General features: G+C 56.8%; 27 protein-coding genes. 18 read left to right on the top strand and 9 right to left on the bottom strand.

Going from position 1 to position 21,391, the window contains the following annotated elements:
• The first annotated feature begins 63 nt into the window (after nt 1–63).
• From KKP04_RS11190 to KKP04_RS11135, 12 genes are all read left to right on the top strand, one after another.
• A complete protein-coding gene (locus tag KKP04_RS11190; protein ID WP_215031005.1) occupies nt 64–1,170 on the top strand; it encodes a patatin-like phospholipase family protein in 1,107 nt (368 codons plus the stop codon).
• The gene (locus KKP04_RS11185) at nt 1,163–2,203 is read left to right on the top strand and encodes a cyclic GMP-AMP synthase DncV-like nucleotidyltransferase (protein WP_215031002.1); all 1,041 of its coding nucleotides are present in this window, start codon (nt 1,163–1,165) and stop codon (nt 2,201–2,203) included. The genes KKP04_RS11190 and KKP04_RS11185 overlap by 8 nt, the downstream gene beginning before the upstream one ends.
• A 3-nt stretch (nt 2,204–2,206) precedes the next feature.
• On the top strand, nt 2,207–3,961 hold the full coding sequence (locus tag KKP04_RS15945; RefSeq protein ID WP_215030999.1) for a ThiF family adenylyltransferase: 1,755 nt from the start codon (nt 2,207–2,209) through the stop codon (nt 3,959–3,961).
• Nucleotides 3,949–4,467, top strand: a complete 519-nt coding sequence (locus tag KKP04_RS15940; protein WP_215030996.1) for a Mov34/MPN/PAD-1 family protein — start codon at nt 3,949–3,951, stop codon at nt 4,465–4,467. Before KKP04_RS15945 ends, KKP04_RS15940 begins: the two co-directional genes overlap by 13 nt.
• A gap of 436 nt (nt 4,468–4,903) precedes the next feature.
• The gene (locus KKP04_RS11170; protein WP_215030993.1) at nt 4,904–5,140 is read left to right on the top strand and encodes a hypothetical protein; all 237 of its coding nucleotides are present in this window, start codon (nt 4,904–4,906) and stop codon (nt 5,138–5,140) included.
• A 318-nt stretch (nt 5,141–5,458) separates the two neighbouring features.
• Nucleotides 5,459–5,701 (top strand): CopG family ribbon-helix-helix protein, encoded by a 243-nt coding sequence (locus KKP04_RS11165; RefSeq protein WP_215030979.1) that lies wholly within the window; start codon nt 5,459–5,461, stop codon nt 5,699–5,701.
• Nucleotides 5,698–5,979 carry a type II toxin-antitoxin system RelE/ParE family toxin gene (locus KKP04_RS11160; RefSeq protein WP_215030976.1) on the top strand — a complete coding sequence of 94 codons (282 nt, stop codon included), beginning with the start codon at nt 5,698–5,700 and terminating at the stop codon, nt 5,977–5,979. Before KKP04_RS11165 ends, KKP04_RS11160 begins: the two co-directional genes overlap by 4 nt.
• On the top strand, nt 5,976–6,203 hold the full coding sequence (locus KKP04_RS11155; RefSeq protein ID WP_215030973.1) for a hypothetical protein: 228 nt from the start codon (nt 5,976–5,978) through the stop codon (nt 6,201–6,203). The genes KKP04_RS11160 and KKP04_RS11155 overlap by 4 nt, the downstream gene beginning before the upstream one ends.
• 99 nt (nt 6,204–6,302) lie before the next feature.
• Nucleotides 6,303–6,758: a nucleotidyltransferase substrate binding protein gene (locus tag KKP04_RS11150; protein ID WP_215030970.1), complete on the top strand. Its 456-nt coding sequence runs from the start codon at nt 6,303–6,305 to the stop codon at nt 6,756–6,758.
• Nucleotides 6,739–7,089: a nucleotidyltransferase family protein gene (locus KKP04_RS11145; RefSeq protein ID WP_215030967.1), complete on the top strand. Its 351-nt coding sequence runs from the start codon at nt 6,739–6,741 to the stop codon at nt 7,087–7,089. Before KKP04_RS11150 ends, KKP04_RS11145 begins: the two co-directional genes overlap by 20 nt.
• A 3-nt stretch (nt 7,090–7,092) precedes the next feature.
• Nucleotides 7,093–8,046 carry a tyrosine-type recombinase/integrase gene (locus KKP04_RS11140; RefSeq protein ID WP_215030964.1) on the top strand — a complete coding sequence of 318 codons (954 nt, stop codon included), beginning with the start codon at nt 7,093–7,095 and terminating at the stop codon, nt 8,044–8,046.
• 266 nt (nt 8,047–8,312) lie between these two features.
• Entirely contained in the window at nt 8,313–9,446 is a 1,134-nt protein-coding gene (locus tag KKP04_RS11135) for an ATP-binding protein (protein WP_215030961.1), read from the top strand.
• 614 nt (nt 9,447–10,060) lie between these two features.
• On the opposite strand, the gene KKP04_RS11130 is transcribed toward KKP04_RS11135, so the two are convergent.
• The 4 genes from KKP04_RS11130 to KKP04_RS11115 all read right to left on the bottom strand — a co-directional run bounded on the left by KKP04_RS11130 (nt 10,061) and on the right by KKP04_RS11115 (nt 12,949).
• Nucleotides 10,061–10,870, bottom strand: coding sequence for a nicotianamine synthase family protein (locus tag KKP04_RS11130; protein WP_215030959.1), 810 nt, complete (start codon nt 10,868–10,870; stop codon nt 10,061–10,063).
• 11 nt (nt 10,871–10,881) lie between these two features.
• The gene (locus KKP04_RS11125) at nt 10,882–11,340 is read right to left on the bottom strand and encodes a GNAT family N-acetyltransferase (RefSeq protein WP_215030958.1); all 459 of its coding nucleotides are present in this window, start codon (nt 11,338–11,340) and stop codon (nt 10,882–10,884) included.
• 169 nt (nt 11,341–11,509) lie between these two features.
• Entirely contained in the window at nt 11,510–12,325 is an 816-nt protein-coding gene (locus KKP04_RS11120) for a hypothetical protein (protein WP_215030956.1), read from the bottom strand.
• Between the two features lie 177 nt (nt 12,326–12,502).
• On the bottom strand, nt 12,503–12,949 hold the full coding sequence (locus KKP04_RS11115; protein ID WP_371818771.1) for a helix-turn-helix domain-containing protein: 447 nt from the start codon (nt 12,947–12,949) through the stop codon (nt 12,503–12,505).
• A gap of 70 nt (nt 12,950–13,019) precedes the next feature.
• Here KKP04_RS11115 and KKP04_RS11110 point away from each other — a divergent pair, with 70 nt between their 5' ends.
• Nucleotides 13,020–13,232, top strand: coding sequence for a histidine kinase (locus KKP04_RS11110; RefSeq protein ID WP_215030954.1), 213 nt, complete (start codon nt 13,020–13,022; stop codon nt 13,230–13,232).
• 46 nt (nt 13,233–13,278) lie between these two features.
• On the opposite strand, the gene KKP04_RS11105 is transcribed toward KKP04_RS11110, so the two are convergent.
• Nucleotides 13,279–14,460, bottom strand: a complete 1,182-nt coding sequence (locus KKP04_RS11105; RefSeq protein WP_215030952.1) for a hypothetical protein — start codon at nt 14,458–14,460, stop codon at nt 13,279–13,281.
• Between the two features lie 370 nt (nt 14,461–14,830).
• Between KKP04_RS11105 and KKP04_RS11100 the strand changes: the two genes are divergently transcribed.
• A complete protein-coding gene (locus KKP04_RS11100; RefSeq protein WP_215030949.1) occupies nt 14,831–15,289 on the top strand; it encodes an N-6 DNA methylase in 459 nt (152 codons plus the stop codon).
• Between the two features lie 15 nt (nt 15,290–15,304).
• Nucleotides 15,305–15,592, top strand: a complete 288-nt coding sequence (locus KKP04_RS11095) for a hypothetical protein (protein ID WP_215030946.1) — start codon at nt 15,305–15,307, stop codon at nt 15,590–15,592.
• A 3-nt stretch (nt 15,593–15,595) separates the two neighbouring features.
• On the opposite strand, the gene KKP04_RS11090 is transcribed toward KKP04_RS11095, so the two are convergent.
• The gene (locus KKP04_RS11090; RefSeq protein ID WP_215030943.1) at nt 15,596–16,150 is read right to left on the bottom strand and encodes a recombinase family protein; all 555 of its coding nucleotides are present in this window, start codon (nt 16,148–16,150) and stop codon (nt 15,596–15,598) included.
• Nucleotides 16,151–16,341: 191 nt separating this feature from the next.
• Between KKP04_RS11090 and KKP04_RS11085 the strand changes: the two genes are divergently transcribed.
• The 3 genes from KKP04_RS11085 (at nt 16,342) to KKP04_RS11075 (ending at nt 19,187) form a co-directional block, all read left to right on the top strand.
• Nucleotides 16,342–16,929 (top strand): hypothetical protein, encoded by a 588-nt coding sequence (locus tag KKP04_RS11085; protein WP_215030940.1) that lies wholly within the window; start codon nt 16,342–16,344, stop codon nt 16,927–16,929.
• A 49-nt stretch (nt 16,930–16,978) separates the two neighbouring features.
• A protein-coding gene (locus tag KKP04_RS11080) for an IS5 family transposase (RefSeq protein WP_215030937.1) occupies nt 16,979–17,757 on the top strand; the annotation gives its coding sequence in 2 pieces (ribosomal slippage) (nt 16,979–17,321 and nt 17,321–17,757; 780 coding nt in all).
• A gap of 26 nt (nt 17,758–17,783) precedes the next feature.
• The gene (locus KKP04_RS11075) at nt 17,784–19,187 is read left to right on the top strand and encodes a tail fiber domain-containing protein (protein WP_215030934.1); all 1,404 of its coding nucleotides are present in this window, start codon (nt 17,784–17,786) and stop codon (nt 19,185–19,187) included.
• A gap of 321 nt (nt 19,188–19,508) precedes the next feature.
• Here the strand turns inward: KKP04_RS11075 and KKP04_RS11070 are convergent, their stop codons facing one another.
• From KKP04_RS11070 to KKP04_RS11060, 3 genes are read right to left on the bottom strand one after another with little or no spacing between them, the layout of a single operon-like run.
• Nucleotides 19,509–20,009 carry a hypothetical protein gene (locus KKP04_RS11070; protein WP_215030931.1) on the bottom strand — a complete coding sequence of 167 codons (501 nt, stop codon included), beginning with the start codon at nt 20,007–20,009 and terminating at the stop codon, nt 19,509–19,511.
• A gap of 56 nt (nt 20,010–20,065) precedes the next feature.
• The gene (locus tag KKP04_RS11065; RefSeq protein ID WP_215030929.1) at nt 20,066–20,635 is read right to left on the bottom strand and encodes a hypothetical protein; all 570 of its coding nucleotides are present in this window, start codon (nt 20,633–20,635) and stop codon (nt 20,066–20,068) included.
• Complete coding sequence (locus tag KKP04_RS11060) at nt 20,636–21,238, bottom strand: hypothetical protein (protein WP_215030926.1); 603 nt, start codon at nt 21,236–21,238, stop codon at nt 20,636–20,638.
• Nucleotides 21,239–21,391: the final 153 nt, after the last annotated feature.

The raw sequence follows: 21,391 nt of genomic DNA, 5'->3' as shown, positions 1-21,391 counted from the left end.
GCCACTGAGAAAAGTTCACCTTTCGTACTTGCGCGAATCAGCGGGTAAGCCTACGCTCCCGCTATGATTCTACATGAAAACAAACCTCGAGCTTATAGGGTATTGAGCCTGGACGGTGGAGGTACGCGTGGTATCTACACCGCCGCCTATTTGCACGGTCTTCTGAACGTATATGCGCGCCTCCGTGGGGTTCAATCTCTAGACCTTGGAAAGGGGTTCGACCTGATCGTCGGCACCAGCACTGGTGCCCTCGTAGGGTGTGCTGCGGCAGCTGGTGTGAGTATGGACAAGGTTGTTGATCTTTACCGTCAACATGGTCCGCAAATTTTCCAGCAACCGATCTACAATGACTGGCGGGTTATCCGAAATTTTATCGGACGAAGTCGAAGCCTCGCGCGAGGTGCGGAAGCGCTGGAAAAAGCTCTGACCGGCGTGCTGGGCGAGGCCACCTTGGGAAGCCTCTATAGCCAGCGCCAAATTGCGGTAGCCGTTCCAAGCGTGGAGTTAAGCCGCCATCGTGCCTATGTGTTTAAAACCGCTCACCTTGGTGGCAAACGGGACGACGATTACCGACTTGTAGATGTGTGCCTCGCGACGACTGCTGCGCCGATTTTCCGCTCGCTGGCTGCCGTCAAACCGAATGACGGCCTGGGTGTGGAGCGGGTCTTCGCCGATGGTGGGCTTTGGGCTAATAACCCTGTTCTTGTGGGCCTCTTGGATGCCTTGAGGGCAACGGAGCCCTCAATTCCCATAGAGATATTCGCTATGGGCACCTGCCCCCGTCCTGAGGGTGAACAGGTTTCTTCCGATGATCTGGACCGAGGTCTATGGGGCTGGAAGTTCGGTGCGAAAGCCGCTCAGCTCAGCCTAGCGGCTCAAGAATCAGCTTTTGACCATATGGCACGGTTGCTTGCGAATGAACTCGCGAGGCAAGGACGAACGGTAAAAGTTTACCGTTTCCCAAGCGATAAAGTGGCGGCCAGCCTTCTTCCTTACCTTGATATGGATAATGCCACGCCACGCGCCATGGATGCGCTGGTCAACCAGGCCCGCACCGACGTGGATTTAACAAAAAGCAGATGTGACGACCCCAACGACCCGGATGGGGCTGCAATCAGGTCACTCTTTATGAGCTTACCGGAAAACGAGAAAGTGCAAGAGAATGTATAACACCTCTGCTCTGATTTTGTCATTTTACAGCGACGCGGTTGCATTGCCTTCTGAAGACGTCACTGCAATGCGTAAAAGGCGTAATTCAAATAGAGATCGCGTTCGCAGTAATCTTGCCGCGGCCGATAAACCGAAGCTGATCGGTATGCATTCTCAAGGTTCGTATTCGATGCACACGATGATTCAGGAGGCAAGCAACGATTACGATATTGACGACGGCATTTACTTCCGAAAGGAAGACCTGGTTGGCCCCAAGGGTGGCGAACTGAGCGCGCTTCAGGTGCGTCAGATGATTTGTGATGCGGCTCAAGATGATCGATTTAAGAAGGCACCCGAGGTCCTAAAGAATTGCGTTCGCGTCTATTACAACGAAGGCTACCACATCGACCTACCCTCTTATAGAAGAGTCATTGAACGAAACCCGTGGACGGGGCAGGAGGAAAAGAAGTATGAGCTCGCTAGTGCAGATTGGAAAACCTCCGATCCGCGAGCTGTTACTGATTGGTTCAAGCGCCAGAACAAGGCCCTAAGCCCTGATTTTGAGGAATCGGAGGGGCAGTTTTTGCGGGTGGTCAAGCTTCTGAAAGCGTTTGCGCGGAGCCGGACTTCCTGGAAAGGACAAATCGCGACCGGATTCATGATCACAAAGTTGACCTCGGATAATTTTGTTAAGTACGCGGGACGCGACGATGAATCGCTCATAAGAACCTGCAAGGCAATCGAAAGTAGGCTTCAGACTCAAAAGCTTATCACTCATCCGACGTTGAATGAGAACATTAATCGCGAGGAAGACGGAAGACCTGAATTCTTTCGTCTTCAATTGGAAGAAAAACTGGCTCATCTGGATATTCTAAACGATCCCGAGTGCACCCATGCGCAAGCGATGGCGGCGTGGGACAAGTTTTTCGCTTCGGACTGGTTTGCGAAACAACCTGAGCCCGAGGGAAAAAAGGCCTTCGCTGAGGCGTTAGGGGCACCTTCTGCTGCAGTGCAAAAGCAAGGAGGCGGGCGCTATGGCAAAAGGTTTGGCTAGCACGTGGCGTTTCTCGGTGTTCGCCACGATGAAGCAGTCGCAAAAGTGGCTGGGTGGGTGCGGGGCCGCTTTCGCGAGGCAACTCAATTAAGTTCAGTCGACCTCACAAGGTGGTCAGCATGGGATATTACTGCGGGGTGGATTATCCCACGGGAGCCTAGTGGGTGCCTGCATCTGCTTCTGGACCGCTTTTTCCCCTATTCCGAGCCTATTTTTTGTGTGACGGGATCTCCAGCCCTTCTGCAAAGTCCGCATATCGAACGTGGTGGAAAGATATGCGTGACTGGCAACACCGGCCGCGTCGATCCAGATAGCCCATCCGTTGTTGTTGAGGAGCTGTTCTCTCAGGTCGAGAGGCTGCTAGAAGCGAATGCGGCCGGGGAAAACGATGCTGATTTCATCGATGACTTTGTTGCTTATTGGTCCAGATCAGTCGGAGACGACAAACGGCTGCACACGCTTTTCGAACTAAGACCGCCAAGCCGTTTGGTTGTGACGGCTTACGGCCACGCCCTCACGGTAGTGGCAGAAAACGAACAGGTGGCACGGCAATTCTTCCGGAACTACCAGGGTCGTGCGCAAGGGGTTTCAACCCAAGCTGCTTGTGCCCTTTGGCTTAACTCACTGCCTGCTCCTGCCGAATATCCAAGTGATGTAGTGGGGCTTCGGGATCTTGTTGAAAAATGTTCCGATGCCGGGTTGGCCATCCTTGATGAGCTGCTTGAAGAGGGGCACGACAAGCTACACGCCGTTTTGATGGGGCCGACCAAGAATGGCATTGGTGCTGCAGGAGGAGTGGTAATCGATGCAGTATCCGACAATCGAGCCCGCAGGGCCATTCAAGACAATCTAAATCGCGGATTTCGGCGCGGGCACACACCGGCACAAGTTATGGCCCAGCGATATCGTTTGAGTAGGTTATCGGTGAACCGCATCGAACAGGCCAAAAGCCGTCGACCAGCCTATTTGTCCAACGAGCTTCTGACGAAGACAGTGTGTGTTATCGGTTGCGGATCTCTGGGGTCGGGTGTGGCCAAACTGCTTCTTCAGAGTGGGGTTGGGTCGTTGAAATTGATTGATCCCGAGGTGATGACTTGGGCCAACACCGAGCGACACGAACTGGGGGCTGCGTCGGTTGGCAAGAATAAGGCACAAGAATTAGCTAACCACTTCTCTCGAAACTACCCGCTTTGCGGCGGTGTTATCGCCTATAAAAATCAATGGCAGGAAGTTTTGAGGGCAGAGCCTGAAATGTTTGGTAAGGCAGACCTTGTTCTATCCACTTGTGCCAATTGGAATGCGGAGTGTGCTCTCAACGACGCTCACCGAGCGGGTCAGTTTTCGGGTCCGGTTCTTTATGGCTGGCTCGAAGATTATGCGATTGCAGGACATGCTTTAGCTATTGGCGGAGGCGGCACCTGCCTGCGCTGCGGATTTAGCAAGACCGGTGAAGTGCTGGTGCCGGTTTCGCGATCTGCTCCTCCTCACGTTCCCGGATGTGGAGGCGGGGCCAGTCCGTATGGTGCAATTGATATGGCTCCTACTCAGGCGATGATTGCAAGCTTGGCTCTGGATCTGCTGCTAGGAAGAGCAAGCGCTCCCGTCTACCGGGTTTCCATCTCGCCTAAGGCAACCTTCGCTTCCGCCGACGCCGATTACTCTTTCGAATGGCTCTCGCAATACGGAGAGCCGCCTTGCGGTGGTACTATAACAGCTGGCTTCTGGCGTCAGAATGAGAACTGCGTATGCCATTCCTGAGCCAGCCCAGTGTTTTAAAAGTAGGAGTTCCCGAAGTGTCTATTCATTTTGATGCTGCCGTTTTAGGCCATTTTGAGCGAAACAGACAAAGCTCGTTTTGGAGCAGAGAATCTGGGGGGCAACTTTTTGCGACAATTAGAGGGCCTGAATGGACCGTCGTTCGCGCAACTGGTCCGCGTGTCTCTGACTTCCGGCGCAGGTTCCGCTTTTTCCCAAGCAGACGAGACGAGCAGATCGAAATAGAGCGGCTTTTTCGAGAGGGCTTACATTATGTGGGAGATTGGCATACGCACCCTGAGAGCAGGCCGACCCCATCATATATGGACCTGCACAGCATGGACGAAATGGTTCGACGTTCTGTTCATGAGCTGCCTGGCTTCTTAATGGTTATAGTGGGCACGGAACTATCCGGGCACGGACTTTGGATATCTTTCCATTCTAAGAGTGGAAAGTCTGAACGTGTATATTTAGAGCCGGATGCGCAATTAACTTCGAATCATACCTAGCCGGATTCCCGTCATGTTGAAGTATACCCTAACCTGATGTCAGGTGTTGCGGCGATACCATGTCAGGATAGGGTCGTATTGATTGATTATTGACGAGACAGGAACGGGGGGCATCGACTTCCCCTGGCATAATGAAAGATAACCGAGCTAGGCGCAGTGCCGGTTATGATGCTATTGGATCTGGAATAGGTTCGGCTGCCCATTGGTTCGCCTTCTTTTCGAAACGGCCCGACGACCAGCGTTCGCCCCCTTCACCTGGGCCTATTCGGCGTGGGCGGATCAACGGCGGCCAAGCGTCGGCATGCAGGTCCACAGCTATCACGAAAACGTGAAGGTAAAGTTCGGAGGGCAAAGGGGTTCTGGGGCAGGGGAATGCTGCTTCCCCTAAGGAGTACCGTTCTGTGACGCTCAAGCAGCAATTTCTGGAGACAAAACAATGGCACAACATGGTCCGACACTTAGCCCTGATCTCATATATGTTCCATACTGGCAGCTTAAGCGTCATTGGGAAGAGGAACGAAAAAAGCACGAGATGCGCTTCCTTCAATCCGCTGCGGGGAGGCGTTTTCTTCAGGAGCAATACGAAGCTCGGGAGAAAAAGGAATGGCTTGCAAGAAAGAAACAAAGGGAATTGCAAGCATTAAGACGGGCGAGAGATGAAGGCGTAATTTAGCCTCCGAGCGGGAAAAGCCGGGCTCGTGCAACCGACGTCATTCACAAAGCAAGTTGCTCGAACCCGGCGATGTATTCCACTTCAACCTGGAGTAGACCCAACATCCATGTCACGCCCGCCATCTCGTCACTCTCTGATGTCGAGTGAGATATTTGGTGTGATTGATCTGTCCGGCGGCTAAGCATAACATAAAGGACGTTATGTAATATATTGGTTGAATTTGAACACATTTCAGCAATTCTCAATACAAATACGGCAATAGTAGTATTGCGTCCGCTTGAGCAATACATCATAATACTCATGATGGAGGGAGAGTACATGAGCCTGTCTTTGAGAATTGATGACGCGCTGCGCGCACGGCTGGAGAAAGTTGCCAAGGATTTGGACCGCCCGATGTCGTGGATCGGTGTCGAAGCCCTGGAGCAGTATCTTTCTTACCACGAATGGTTTGTGGCCTCGGTTGAAAAGGCCATAGCCACGGCCGACGCAGGAGGCCCCTTCATTTCCCATGAAGATGTTGTCGCTGAATCAGAAGTCCGGATAAAGGCTCGTCTTGCGTGAAAATCAGATGGTTGATTTCGGCCAGACTTGAGTTTCAAAAGGCGGCCGAGACTTTTGACAATGCCGGTGCCGCCAACGATTTCGAACGTCGGGTGACTGTAGCGGTAGGTCAGCTGCAGTCGTTTCCTCAGGCTGGCCGCAGTGGGAGGGTCTACGGAACCCGCGAAGCGGTCTTGGCCCGATTCCCCTATATCATCATCTATCGCATCACTGCAGATGAAGTGCAGATCCTCAATCTCATGCACGCAGCTCGTCAATGGCCTTCCCAATCCCAATGAAAGCCCTGACCAAGCCTGATACCATGCGGTTCAGCATCCGCCTGAAAACTGAAAAAGGCCTGGCGATGCGGGCGCTGGTCGAAGAGGGGACATATCCTAACCTGAATTCCGCATTTAACGCCGCTGTGGACAGCCTGCTGGAGTTCGAACACCGACGTCACGCCTCGCAGGTGGAAGTTGCCCGGCGTTGTGACGAAGCCCATGCCGAGAGGATTCTCGGATGAGCTCCGGGGTCAGTGAAGGCAAAACAACGAACAAGCTCCGGCGAATAATCTTTCTCTACATAATGGGCAAACGGCTGCAATTGTGGCAGTGTTAGGATCGTGACGGAGACCCTGACTTTACCCGCAGATAACAAACCCCGGTGGGTTTATCGTTTCGATAACTACAGCCGCGCCTTCTCTCTTCTGCGCGAAGCCATTGAATCCTCGGAAACAAGGGAACTTTCCCAACTGGAGAAAGAAGGGGTCATCCAGCGGTTCGAATATACCTGGGAGCTCGCCTGGAAGCTCCTGCGCGATTACCTCGGCCACAGCGGCGTGGTCCTCGACACCATTACCCCCAGTGCCGTCATAAGGGCCGCCCTGTCGGCCAGAATCATCGAAGACGGCGACGTCTGGATGAGCGCTTTGGATACCCGCAACAAGATGTCCCACACTTATAACTTCCGGGTTTTCGAGCAGACGATTGCCGCTATCGAAACGCACTTCCTCGGCATCTTTGATGCCTTGTACATGGATATGTTCGCGCGGGTGACCGATGACGGCGCCGACGTTTGACCACGGGTTGTCTCCCCGCCAGATGCAGATCCTGCGCGATGTGCTGGCGCCGTTTGCGGATTCCATTACCCGCGTAGGCGTCTTCGGCTTGCGGGCAACCGGAACCTTCCGGCCCGATTCCGATATCGACATGGTCTTGCACGGTCAAATCACCGATGCCTTGGTCGACCGTCTGTGGACCCTTTTTGATGCCAGCTCCCTGCCCCTTAAGGTCGATCTCGTCGGATACGACCTTATCGCGTACCCGCCTCTTCAGGAGCACATCGACGCCGTCGAGAAGACCTTGTTCACCCGCGAGGATCTCACCGGGCATCCCGGCGACACCACCTAGCCCATGCCCGATCATCTCAACCTCTCCGCCACCTTTCCCGTCCTCGGGCAGGACGCCGGTCCCGCCCTCGCCCGTGCCGAGGAATTCTTCTTCGCCCACATCGAGAACCCGAACACGCGCGCCGCCTACCAGCGGGCAGTCAAGGTCTTCTTCCTGTGGATCCGCAAACGGGGCTTGGAGCACTTTTCGCAGGTGACGCCGGTGGTCGTCTCGCAATGGGTGCAGGAGATGAAGGCCTCCGACCTGGAAACCGCCACCATCAAGCAGCGGCTCGCCGCCGTGAAGGGCTTTCTTGATTACCTTGCCACCGGCGGCGTCATCCCCACCAACCCGGCCATCAGCGTCCGTGGCCCCAAATACAGTGCCACACGCGGCAAGACGCCGGTCCTCACCGGCGCCCAGGCCGCGCAGCTCCTGAACGCCATCGATGTCACCACCACGGCCGGGCTCCGCGACCGCGCGCTCATTGCGCTCATGACCTACACCTTCGCCCGCATCGGCGCCGTCACCCACATGACGGTGGGGGATCTTTTCCACGAGCGGAACCGCCTCTGGGTTCGCCTGCACGAAAAGGGCGGCAAGCGGCATGAAATGCCCTGCCATCACACCCTTGAGGAATACCTCCGCGACTATCTTGAAAAGACCGGGCTGGACGGTCAGTCGGCACGGCCGCTGTTTCCTTCCCTGTCGCGTTCCCGTGAACTCACCAACCGGCCCCTGCATCGGGTGGAAGCCTGGGCGATGGTGCGGCGCCGCGCCCAAGCCGCAGGGCTTAAAACGGCCGTGGTGAACCACACCTTCCGCGCCACAGGCATCACCAGCTACCTCGAAAACGGCGGCGTCCTGGAACGCGCGCGGGCGATGGCCAACCACTCGTCCACCCGCACCACCCAGCTCTATGACCGGCGCAATGATCGGGCTACTCTGGATGATGTGGAGCTCATCCGGTTGGGGTAGATACCTGTATCTGCTCGCCTTGGAACACATCAATCTTACGGGTGACTACGTATGGGTGAAACGTAATTACAAATATAACAAAGCGTTAAATCAGGGTGGCACGCCTTAGCGTGCAATTTTTTCCGAATTCTCTCATCACCCCATCTAGACCATCGCCAAAACATCGGGTAGTTTTACTTTGTAAATGAAAGTACCCGGCATTGTTTATCCAACGATCACTTGAAGCATCCCTTCTAAACTATGGAAGTAAATACTCGATCGTTCTTGTGACCGGTGCACGCCAGGTTGGGAAGTCCACCCTGCTCCGTCACACCCTGCCCGATGCTGAATATGTGACCCTGGATGACCCGGAAGATCGCATTCAGGCGCAGAAGGAGCCGAAGCTGTTCCTATCCCGCTTCAAAGGACCAACCATCATTGATGAAGTGCAATACGCGCCGGAACTGTTCCCCTTGCTCAAGATGCGCGTCGATGAGGATCCGCATAAGGGTCAGTTCTGGCTGAGCGGATCACAGTATTTCCATATGATGAAGAACGTGACGGAATCGCTGGCGGGACGGGTAGCCATCCTCAATCTTGCCGGTATTTCAACCCGTGAATTGCTCGGCGAACCTGATGCAGCCCCCCTTTCCCGACGCCTGTCGACACCGGTGAAGGCTCTTCCGGTCGGTGACGTCTTCGAGAGGATATGGCGGGGCAGTTATCCGGCCCTGCATGATGGGCGCGGTTTGACACCGGAAGAGTTTTACCCGGCGTATGTGCAAACCTACCTCCAACGCGACGTGCGCGACTTGGCGCGCGTGGGCGATGAGAGCGCCTTCTTCCTGTTCATGCAGCTTGTGGCTGCGCGAACGGGACAACTGGCAAACATGAACGAAATTGCCAACGCGGCGGACATTTCCAATCCCTCGGTACGACACTGGCTTTCGATCCTTGAAGCCTCGGGTATTATCGCTTTTCTTGAGCCCTATCACAGCAATGCAAACAGCCGTTTGGTGAAAGCCAGGAAGATGTACTTTCTTGATACCGGCCTCGCGGCCTGGCTTGGCGGCTGGAAGTCTCCTGAATCGCTGGCAAGGGGTGCAGCCGCAGGCGCCTTCCTTGAGAACTACGTCGTGAGCGAGGCCTTGAAGGGCGCCTATAACGGCGGACAGCGGCCTGACTTCAAGTTCTATCGTGACCACGATGACCGCGAGGTGGATATCCTCTCCATCGAGGACAGAACTGTCGTGCCCATCGAAGTGAAGGCAACGTCACGGCCTGACGGCCGTACGGCACGCCGGTTGATGGTCGGCGACACCCTGAAACTGGAGCAGGGACAAGGAGCCATCGTCTGCATGGTGGACAAGATCTATCCGTTATCGGAGACCATTGGGGCATTTCCGGTCGGCATGGTTTGAGAGCGCGGGTTGGCGGGGGAAGTCCTCACCTGTTGCGATATCTGCGCGCAAGCAAAGGCTGTTATACCTTTGCAAGGAGATACACTCGGGGTCGCCCGCATGGCTGGAAACGATTCATCGGGGCTTTGGCGCTTCTTCACGCGAGGACCGGGCCTCTTTTATACGTGGCCGTTCTTCCCCCTGTTCAAGTATTTGCCCATTCTGTTTGGGTCGCACCCTTCCTCCGGCCCCGGCGGGGCTGTCTCCCGGCAGCCCAAGCCCGATCGTCCTTCCCTTGCCCCAAAACGCGGCTTTCTCCGTCGCCTTCTCCGGGTGTCCAGAGGAGCGTGGCGTGCCATGCGGCCCACAAAGAAGCCGCAGCCCGCAAAACCTAAGCCAGTGGCTCCCGCACCGGCGCCAAAGCCCGCGCCCGCCATGCGGAACGCCCCAGTTATCGAACCAACTGCCCCAAAGCCGCAGGAATGGAAGCGGGCCGAACCCATACCGGTGCCGCGTGTCGAGGCCAGGGTGTTCATTCCGACGCCGGAGCCGGACTTTCCGCAACCGTCACACGGGCCGGAGCGCTCCCGCAGGCGTACGCGATCGCGCAGCCGGTGAGTGACTGCCTTTGCCGCTCAGCACACCTTCTTCCGGAAGTGGATGGTCGTGTTGATGCAGAACGGGCAGGGTTCCGTTGAACCGCACTTTTCGAAAAGGCTCTCCTCCGGGACATCGATCGGGCGGTAGAGGAAGGTGTAAATGTCTTCCGCGTCCCGTGCCAGAAGGTCCGTCACCCCCCGTTGGTGAAGCACCCGGTAGAGGCTGGCCTTGTCGGTCAGGAGACTGGCACAGAACACCGTATCCTCCGGCTCGAACCCAAATTCCAGCGCCTGCCCCTGCCAGCAGCTTACCTGCGGTGCCAACCCCAGCCGTTCGACCAGCCGGGCTGACAGCGCAACCGCGTCCGAATCGTCATCCACGCAAATTATCCGGCAGCCCGGATGGCTGCGGGCGGCAAGGATCGCCGTCAGCGGCAGGGCGCCCGAGCCGAGGAACACCATCCTCCGGCAGGAGGGCCGGAGATAGACTTGCTCCTTCACCCACAGTTTTTGATAGTTGTCGAAGTACCAGAAGTCTTTAAGGTCCTCAAACCGCAGGTTCGGACGGTTGAGGAAAATACGCGTCCAGTGCTTCTCCATCAGGCCTTCGGCCTGGGAGCACAGGGAAGGGAGTTCATGCCACGCCATCCGGATGCTGCGCCGCTCCAGCAGGCGCTGGCCCAGATTGAACGGCCGGTACGCAACCAGCGTTTCAACGAGGCGCGTCAGGATCTGGTTGACATCCGGGTTGGCGGGAGAAAGATCTGTCTGCGCCTTAAGAGACTGGAACGACACGGTGATCCTCTTGGACAGGATCCTGATTTCGTTGGATGTGACCCCCGTCATACTCTCCCCCTTTATTCAACTGGTCTGATCGGCCCTGCGTAGTGAGCCGACATCTCGTCCTCCAGAAAGCAGGAGAACCCGTTCCCCTCCCAGAAACGGCGCAGGCGTTCCCTCGTCCTGTCGCAGTGGAAGTAGATGCTGTCATAGCCCATTTCGGTGCCCGCCTCACGCCGAAGGTCAATCAGAACCCGGCCCAATCCCATACGGCGATAGCGGCTATCCACATACATCCGCCAGTGGGATGCCACGCTGTCCGGGTTGGGGAAACGCCCCTTCGTCAATGCGACGATATCCGGGCGGGAGCTGAGGGCACGCAAGCCTGCCGTGCCAATGATGTCGTCCTCTGCGTTCAGCAGAACGAAGAAGGCTCCGCGCTGTTCAGGAAAATAGGGAGAATCTTGCTCCGGAAGGGTATCCAGATCCCCATGCCAGTCGGGGCGATAGCTATACCCGTAGACCTCATTGATCATCCGCAGGCAAAAGGCCCGCGCTCCCTACCGCACATAACGCGGAGTATCGTTTTGCAGGCGAATGACGCGGATGCCTGAAGGTAATGGGGCGGCCATCGGCCGAAGATAGCCGCCTCTCCGGCAAAAACTACCATAAACTGTATGGGGTTTTACAGCTGACGTGCTGATTTTAGTTCAGCCTCAGGCTGCAACATCTGAAGTTTCCACCCCATTTCTTGTCGCCTGTTGTCAGCCCTTGTTGCTGAAAGCCTACAAGGACTTTTCCCGCCGGGCAAACAAACATGTTCGAAGATATGCCATTAACCCTGTTGCTCATATCATTGCAGTCGCCTGTGTTTACGGTAACTTGGGTGGGCATCGCCGATGTAGCGGGGGCTGTTGTAAGAACAGACCCGTTGCCGAACATGATCCCGTCGCGGATATAAAGCCGACCATACACATCCATGTTGTTGGTGGCGCCGGATTGTCCTCCCACGACCACCGCGCCGCCGGGATTAGACCATTGGAAGTACAGAGACGAATCCCCGGCGGTGATGGATTTCCATATCTGGTTGCTGTTGATGGCCAGTTCCTGCGCGGGGGACCATCCTTCATTGATGCGGTGCCAACCATTGGTGAAAAGGCCTCCCGCTACATGGAGCTTGTCATTGGGGGTAGACGTGCCAATGCCCACGTTGCCTGCATTGTAGTAGAGGGCATTGCTTGCACCGTTCAGCCATTGGGGTGGGTTGGCAATGCAGCCGTCTGCATCACGGCCCGGAGTGCTGGCGCTGGGTGTGAAGAACCTGGCCTTGGCGTTGCATACGAGCATCTGGTTGATTACGGCCTGCAGTGAAGCGCGGATGGCCTCCACCTGCATCTGGGCAGAAAGGTTGCCGGACTGGCTGGTGGGTGCCAACGCCGTGCTTTCCAGAGCGTAGGGCGAAGCAAACCCGGATACACCAAGGATGCTGAGGGAACAGACGAGAGTGCGTATTGTCTTCATGATTCTTTATATCATCGAATAAAAGAGTTTCTGACTGCACTTCCCACCGGACGGCACTCGGCCGGTCGAGGTGTTGGAATCCTGTCACAACAAAGCTGTGGGCCAGCGGCGCGACGCATGCCAATACCTGGGGCAAATCCCGTTTATTTCTTCAAAGAGAGTGTCCAAGAACCCGAATCAGCCCCGCAACCTGCCGTCTTCCATAACAAACGCGTCGCCGAACGCGGCTTCTGAGATCACCCGCCGCCCTTCCTCCGACAGTTCCGCCCATCCGGCGGGACGGGCTTCCCAAAACGCCGCAAGCTCCGGATCCCGCGCCTTCATGCCGCCGTCGCTGCCCTCTGATGCTGAGGTGGCACCCGGAACGCGGCGCGGCTCCGCCACGCCGGGCTTCAGGGCGACGCCCGGCCCGTGCGTCTCACCCGGCATCAGGAACATGATCCCGGCCTCCTCCAGCGCGCGCTGGACGGCCGCCACAGTCGGCCCGTGCGAAGCTTCGCCTGCCTCAATGCGGATGATGGTGTTGCGGTGGACGCCTGCGATCTCGGCGAGCTCGCGCACGGTCAGCAGCAGCGCGGCCCGCGCCATGCGGAACTGGGTGGGTGTGACAGAGACTTTAGTCACTTGAATGTGCCATTGTCATATGATAATAATCCATGAAAGTGACACTAGCACAATCTGTTGGCGGCTGACCATGTCCCTGTGTGTGCAGGAGCTCAAGAGCGTTTGCGCGCTGCTTTCCCGCGCGCGGGTCTTCATCGAAGACGCGCTCATCGTTGCCGAGAACGGCAACGATGTCGCCGTGACCGCGAAGGTCAAGACACTGCTGTTCCGCGCCAAGGATGTGCAGGCCGAGATGGACGCCCGGCTTGCCGTTGCCGAGCGGGATGAGCATGGGGAAGGCTAACAGTGTTTGACAAAGCTCGACGCTCAAAAGAAATGCACGTACCCAGCTAAAAGTCCATATTGGCGTCCCGATCAAACTCATAAGTTAAACGATCTGCGAAATCTTCCATCTGCTTTACCGAAGCCATAGCCTGTTTGTAACTACCGTCAGCGACATAAGTCAGTATGAGTGGCAATCCATAGTCTTGGATATATATCTTAGCTGGCTCAAGGTCACCGGACCAGAGGTGAATGATAAAGCGCTGAATGAGATCAAGCGCCTCTTCTTCCCGAAACTCTATTCCTTCTGCGAAAGAAAATATATGGCGCGAGGAGGCTTCTGTTCGGTCGGGCAAGCGAAGAGGCACCGCTCCAGCGCCAGAATGGAAACTTAAAGCTTCCCCATCTTTTCCAAAAGAGCCGTGAGCGATAAAATTACGAACCTTCCTGCGTAAGAGAGTGAGCTCGTCGTAATGAGACTTCGTAGATGAGTTGCTCAGGTCGAGTGCTGCTTTGAATTTATCGGCCCATTGTTTGGTCGCGAGTGCCTCCACATCCTTACCGGTGGTTACTAAGCCTCGAAGAATTGCAATATGTATGAAGACGTGTTCCGTCCAGCTGAAGAACGCTTCGATCGCAGCCAGTGCAAGAAAATTCGCTTCCCGCCGCAAAGCAGATGCCGGAAATGTCCACGTTTCTCCGCCAGAACGGTGTTTTTTGACGATTTTCTCTTTCCTGCGTTTGTCGGCTTCTTTCGTCTTGGCTTGATATTCCTGCAAGAAGTAATTGTATTGAGCGAAGAGCTCGTAGCTTCTGTTAGTTACATTAAGCTGCGAGGACGCAGCGGCCTCCTTGGCGCGCCATTCGAAATACGGCCGTGACACTTTGACTGATTTCTTAATGAGGCTTACGACCTCAGCTGCCTTCGCCTCAACCTCAGGCCCATCTGAAGCAAAAATCCCCAATCCGAACTTGCGATGTTCAATAAGAAATGCCTCCCCATCGAGGTCTACAGGGACTGACCACGCGACTTTCTCAAACCGCCCTAAATTTCGGAATTTAAGCAAATCAACCAATAGAAAATAAACTAGGTAATATGGGGGCAAGCTTCGTCCTGCGTTCGTACGTTTCGCTGTGAAGAGCAAATCCTTCGGCGCTCGCGTTTGACCATCAGCTGGCTTGAGCTTTCCTAACGCACGCAGGGCCGCCGTCCTTACCGACTCAAGATATTCGGGGATTTCTTTTTGCATCAATTTTTATCTTTGGCGTAAAACTACGGTCACCCGAGGTATAAATTTTAAGAGGTTAATAATACAAGTCTACCTACATGCCAATAGCACCTCTGGTTATGACGCTCGTCAACTCGGCTGCCAGCGAAAAGTCAACCATCTTCCCCCCCCCCGGCAAAGGGCAGGTTTTCGGAGCCGTCCGTCACGGGCCGCCTACACCCCGCGCCCAGCGGGGCGGCCCGTGACGGCCTCCGCCTCGCCTGCCTCGGCCGGGGCAGGTTTTTGGTGGGTTCGGGCGGGTTGTCCTTCATCTGACACAGCAATTTCGCCATGACGCTGCCGTCCGAGGCGGCAACAGCACATCCGGAGGGATTCACCGGCAAAGACGCGGATGCCAGACTGGCGCATGGCCGCGCCCCATCCCGCCACGCAGGAACTCCGCAAGATCGCGGGTGAGCGGTTCTTCCGGGTGTTCGACGACTGGCTTGAACTGGCCCTCGCGGCCTACGCCCGCGAGGAAGACCGCTACATGGAGGTGATGCGCCGCTACGGCCCGCGCGAAGCGGGCAAGGAGCATCCCGCCGACCACTTCGCCCATGCGCTCGGCGCCATCCAGCTGGAGATGCACAAGGACAACGAAACCGGCGAACTTCGCGACCATCTCGGCGAGATCTACGAGGCCGAAGGCAGCAATGAGCGCGCCATGTCGCAGTATTTCTCGCCCATGCCGCTCTGCCGGATGATGGCGTCCATGCTCATCGATGACACGACGCCCGAACGGGCCTCCATCGCCGACCCCGCCTGCGGCAGCGGGCGGATGCTCATGGCCTGCATTCCGCTTCGGCCCTAGGGGTATTTTTTCGGGGTGGACCTCGACCGCACCTGCGCCAAGATGGCGGCGCTCAACATGCTCTGGCGCAACGTGGATTCCACCATCATCTGGGGCGATACGCTGCGCCTCAAGGGGCGCGGCGGCTGGGCCACCGTCTCCACCATCCTCGGCGGCCAGCTTCGCTGGCTCCCCGAGCCGGAAGCGCAGAAGCTGCTGGAAGATTCCGTGCGGAAGATGCAGCCGCAACCCGGCCCCGAGCCCGCACCTGTCATCGTTCCCGCCCGTGAGGGCAAGCGCGGGCAGTTTGAGATGGATCTGTGAGGGTTACTTCCTGCCACGCAACCGCGCGATGGTGCTGGCATGGACACCATAGTGGCTGGCGATGGCGCGGTAGGTTTCCCCCCGCGCCAGGCGTTCCAGGATCTCCGCGCGGGCCTCGGCGCTGAGTTTCAGGGGCGCACCGAACCGGACACCTCGTCTGCGGGCAGCGATCCGCCCCTGCGCGGCGCGCGCCACAATCCGTTGCCGCTCGTCTTCGGCCAATGCCGACAGGAAGGCCAGCAGCCCCTTGCCGACCGGGCTTGTCAGGTCAAGATAGGCGCGGTCGAGCACCCGGATGGTCGCTCCCTTGCGTGCGATGCGGTTGATGATGGCAAGTCCGTCGCTCATCGAGCGCGTTGCCCGGTCCCATTCCGCCAGTACCAGGACATCCCCCGACTTCAGCAGCCGCAAGGCCTGTTCGAGCTTCGGCCTGTTGCGCGTATCCCGCCCGGATGCCTTTTCCTTGAAGATCCTTTCGCAACCCGCCTCCCCCAGCGCCGCCAGCTGGCGGTCAAGGTTCTGCGTGTGCGTACTGACGCGGGCATATCCGATAAGCATGGGCGCGCACCCTGCGGAAGTACTGAATGGTGGTCAAGGAACGTCGTTCGTGATTAAGAACGACGCCGAAGGGAGACTTAGACCATTCTGCGCGAGTTAGGACATGTGCAACATGCTTTATTGCTACAAGATATGGCAGATTCATCACGGCTATACTTGTGTGCCTATGCGCCAAATGGATAAATGGGCACATGTTTTTATTTGCGAGTGCCGCCATGCAGGCAAAACCTATCACCCGGCGCAGCCGTTGCACTATTCCTGACTTGTGGATGCGGCTGATGCGATCGCCTTCGTCCTCCGGGAACCCAAAGCGATGGCGCTGCCCTAGCTTTGGCGCGTCAGCGATTCGTGTGGTGCTTGTCGTTTTCGGGCTTGCCGGTTTTGCCGTGCCTGTGCTGGCGCTGTCTTTCGACAAGATCGCATTCATCTCTTCAACGCTTGGCGACGTCTCCAACCGGGTCTGCGTCGGGGGCTACAGCTCCACAAAACAAGCCGACATCGGCTGCCCGGCTTACGGGCCGTATCTCACCAGCGGCGGGCTGCTGGGCGTGGGCACGTCTTCGCCAACCGCAACGTTGCAGGTGTCGGGGAGCTTAATTGTGTCCTCTACGGGCCAATCCACCAACCCCAGCCTTTATGTGGGCACGAATGGGTATGTGGGGATTGGCACGGCGACGCCCGAGGAGGAGCTGGACGTTAGGGGAACAGCCTATTTTTCCGTAAATTATAATGGCATCTATCCAAGCTATAGTGAGAGCGCAGGCCTAAGAGCCTGTTGAACAACTAATATAATAGTTATAATATGATGCCATAAGAAGGAGACATGGCATGGGCTACGATACCGACCTGAACAACGAACAATGGGCTGTTTTAAAACCTCTTTTTGAAAAACCCTATACCACCGGAAGAAAGCGCAAACACAAGACCCGCGAAATTCTCAATGCCATTCATTACGTTCTTAAAACAGGGTGCCAATGGCGTCTTCTTCCCAAAGATTTTCCACCTTATACCACTGTTTTTAAACAGTTTACCACATGGCGCAAAAACGGTGTCTGGGAACATGCCCTGCGCATGTTGCACGCCTTGGCGCGCTCGCTCGACCATCGGAATGTGCAACCCTCAGTGGGTATTATCGACAGCCAGACGGTGAAGAGCGCCTCAAAAAAAGGGCTCGTGGCTACGACGCGGGAAAGAAAATCAAGGGCCGTAAACGCCATATAAACGTTGATGTTCTTGGCATTCCGATGGCGGTGGTGGTGACGCCAGCCGACGTCCAGGATCGTGACGGCGCGAAGCTTGTGATCGAAAGGACGAAGCGGTTTTACCGCTTTTTGAAACGGGCATTTGCAGACGGCGGTTATGCCGGTGAACTCGTAAAATGGTTCAGGAAAAGTGCCGGAATTGCGCTGGAAATCGTCAAACGGAGCGACAAGGCGAAGGGCTTTGTGGTGCTCCCCAAGCGCTGGATCGTCGAGAGGTCTTTCGGGTGGAGCGACAACAATCGCCGTTTATCAAAGGATTACGAGGAACATTGCTCGACCTCCGAAGCATGGTTTCAGGCCTCTTTTTGCTTCTTTGTCGTTAATAGGCTGTTTAGCTATATATAGTTTTTCTACAGGCTCTAAGAGGTGGCTTGGCTATCGGATGGAATGGCAATGGCGGTGGGCGCGGTGAAACCGATTTTGTCAATTTCCCCGGTCTTGGGATGGGCGGCTTTAATTTCATTTTCGCAAACGTTTCAGGGTCTGTAGCCAGTGTGCCCATGACGATTCTCGGCCCCACCGGTAACGTCGGCATCGGGATAACGAGCCCAAGCTACTCCCTTGACGTTGCCGGAGACATTCACGCGACAGGCTGGCTACGCACAGACGGATCCCAGGGATGGTATAGCCAAACTTATGGCGGCGGGTGGTATATGGCCGACAACGTCTGGATTCGCGCCGCTGGCAACAAAAATATCTATACGGCGGGAACGATCCTTGCCGACACGCAACTTAGAACAAGTTATCTTTGCGATAGAGACGGAGCAAATTGCAGAACCCCCGCCCAACTCGCCAGCGCCGGGGCGGCAGCGGGGTCCAACGGTTATGTCCAATACAACGAAGCAAACGCTCTTGCCGCCGACGCCAACTTCTATTGGGATAAGACATACCAATCCCTTATTGTTGGCCATGAAGGCGGCTCGATTGAAATCGGCAAAGACTCAACTTCAAACAATTTCGCTTATTTAGATCTTACGGGAGATGCTACATACGCAGATTATGGGTTGCGGTTGCTAAGGGGAAACACGGGGCCAAACACCTACAGCGCACTTGTCCATAGAGGAACAGGTACACTTTATATCACGGCAGAAGAAGCTGGCACGGTATCCATACGGACAAACAACGCCGACCGCTTGTTCGTGAACGCTGTCGGGAATGTGGGGATTGGAACGACAACGCCAAGTCAAAAACTTGCTATTAATGGAAACGTGCTGATTGAAGGATATAATTCCCTTTATGTTGGTAATAATATCGAGATGCAAGGCAATCAATTTAATATCCAAGATGGGTGTACATACTGCGAGTTTGCATTCAATTATTCCGGTTATGCAAATGCAAACCTCCACGTTTTCAATGGAAGTGGTACTACGACTTCAGTAATATATGGTGCGGGAGGCATGTGGACCAGCGGGGATATCTACGCCAACAACCATTTCCAACACTCGGACCGCCGACTGAAGGACAATATCGCACCTGCGGCGGGGCTGGATGTTGTCTCGCGGCTTCAGGGGGTGACCTTCAACTGGAAAAAGGACGGCACGCCTTCCGCCGGTGTTATCGCTCAGGATGTGGAGAAGGTGATGCCCGAGGCGGTGAATACCGATGGCCAGGGCATGAAATCCGTCAGCTACGATAGCCTGATGGCCCCGGTCATCCAAGCCATCAGGGAGCTCAAGAGCCTTTTTGAGGCCAACCATGAAGCCATCGCCGAGCTCAAAGCTGCCAATGATAGCCTGCGCCGGGAATTCAACGCTTACAAAGCAGCCCATCCATGATCCTATTACTCCGTATACTGATTATCATGGGGTTGCTCTGGAGCTATAATGCATCCGCCTCCGACGGCACAACGATGGCAGCGGGAGCCACCCAGCCTATAACCGGCCCTAACGGAGCCTCGGGTATCGGTCCAAGCCCCGGGTATGCGAATAACGGGACAGTGATGGCGGCTGGTACCGAATGGGGAACCGTCGGATCCGGTGCCGGAGGGATGGGAGGTACGTTTGTATCTGGAACGGCAGCCTATCAATACGGCGGCGGTGGCGGCGGCGGTTCCGCCGGTGGAGCGGGCGGTGCGGGCACCGGCGGGTTGCTGGTGATTACCTACTCACCCTGATTGGTGCTGAACCTCTCTGGCAGCAGGTTTCATTTGTAACCGCCTGCACACTCTGAAAGGTATGAGTTACCACCTCCCGCCCCCGCTCCACCCGCGCAGAGACCTCCGTCTCGACCCCAACCTCGGCCAGCGCATAAAGCACCCCATCCACATAGGCCTGCCGGAGCCCGGCATCCATCAGGCCCCACGCGGCTGGCGACGGCAGCACCGGGCAACGCCGCAGGATGTTCCGGAGACGCTCTTCCGCCATCACGACGGATGGAAGCCCGGAACGCTCCCCCAAAAGCACCGCAAGCCGCTCCGGCGCCCTCTCAAGTCGTTCCAGAACCATCGCCCGCCACTGAACCTCCTGCTCCTCGCGCGTCCGGTAGCAATGCCTCGTTGCCCCCATAAAAGCTGACAACGACGGCTCCAACGCTTCCCGGAACGGTCCCTCCCCCGAAGCCCAATGCCGGTAAAGCTGAAGACATACGGATTGCGTCATGCCGGTGATGAACGCCTCCTTCGGACGATAGAGAACAGTCCTCGCCTGCCGCCGCTTCACCGCCCGCGCACAGATCTGCCGGAACGGTGCTCGGGTTTCTGGCGCAGAAAAGGCCGTGCGGCAGAAGCCATCTCCTGCACCAGCCCGGAAACCCCGATGGCGAACCGCCCAGCCTCCAGCGCAGCCGCAAATTCCTGCGCCGCCTCCGAAAGCTTCACCGGCAGCGGCTCATCCCCCAGCGCCCCGGAATAGGTGACCGCAATCTCCCGCGCGCGCAAAACGGCAAGATCGGCCCCATGCAACTCCTGCCGGAGAGAGCACGTCCAGCCGAACGGACGCCCGTCCTCATCCTGCCGCGCTGTCTGGTCGAGCATCGTGTGACTGAGAAGAAGCAGGCTGTCGCGGGCTCGCTTTACGAACACATGGAGGGTGAGCATCCGCCCCGTCCAAGACGCGGGCGGAGCGGCCCTGCCATTCAAGGTCACCCCAACATCAGGCAATTGCCGCACCAGCGCCGCCGATAGGGCCGTGGTTTCATCCAGAACCGACCGGCGCAATCGCACCCGGAACTGCTCCAGCTCCGCCATTGCCCGCTCGGTGAGATAGCGGGCGGTGCCGTCAGACACCTATCGTTCCACCCCCTCTTCAGCCGAACGGCGACGGCTCCGGCGACCCGTATCGGCGGATGCCTGATCGGGAGCCTGCTCGTCGAGCCCATCCCTCCGGCCCGGTATGGGATAGCCGGTGCTGCCGGTCAGCAAAGGGTTCTGGTAGCGGTCCGTCCGAAGCCAGACCGACAGGGCCACTGGCGGCGTGCCGTCGCCGGGATTCAACCGCCCCCAGAAATCAGGCCGCTTCGCCCGCTTTTCCGCCTCTTCGGGCGTGTCGGTCGCTTGCGGTTCCTTGAAGCCGTTAGGAAACAGGATGACCTGACGCGGCCCAAGCTCCAGGTTCGGCGCGACCTCAAGCACTTCGCCTGTCGCGGTCTGGTGCTGGTCGGCCAGCCGCTCGATCTGTGCAAGCGCGTTCCCGTCAATGGGAAGCCCGTTGATGGACCCTGCAAAATAGGCCCGCCCCCGGGAGTCCCGGTGCGTCCACAGCACGAGCCGGTGCTCATGCTCGCGTCCGGGAACGCCGAGACGGCCCGTAAAATCAGGATCCTTCGATCCCATCTCCTTGCCCCGATTGAGACCGGCAATGAAATTGCCGCGTGCTGGCGCTTCGCTCATTGTTTTTGTTCTCCTTTTTGTAAAGGAGACTGCCAAGAGCACGCGCGCGGGGCAACCGGGCTGCCTAAGAGCCTGTTGAACAACTAATATAATAGTTATAATATGATGCCATAAGAAGGAGACATGGCATGGGCTACGATACCGACCTGAACA

This window comes from Rhodomicrobium sp. Az07 (genome assembly GCF_018619475.1).
Classification (GTDB): domain Bacteria; phylum Pseudomonadota; class Alphaproteobacteria; order Rhizobiales; family Rhodomicrobiaceae; genus Rhodomicrobium.
The sequence above is the reverse complement of the archived record's forward strand: the minus strand, read 5'-3'. Positions and strand labels throughout refer to the sequence as shown.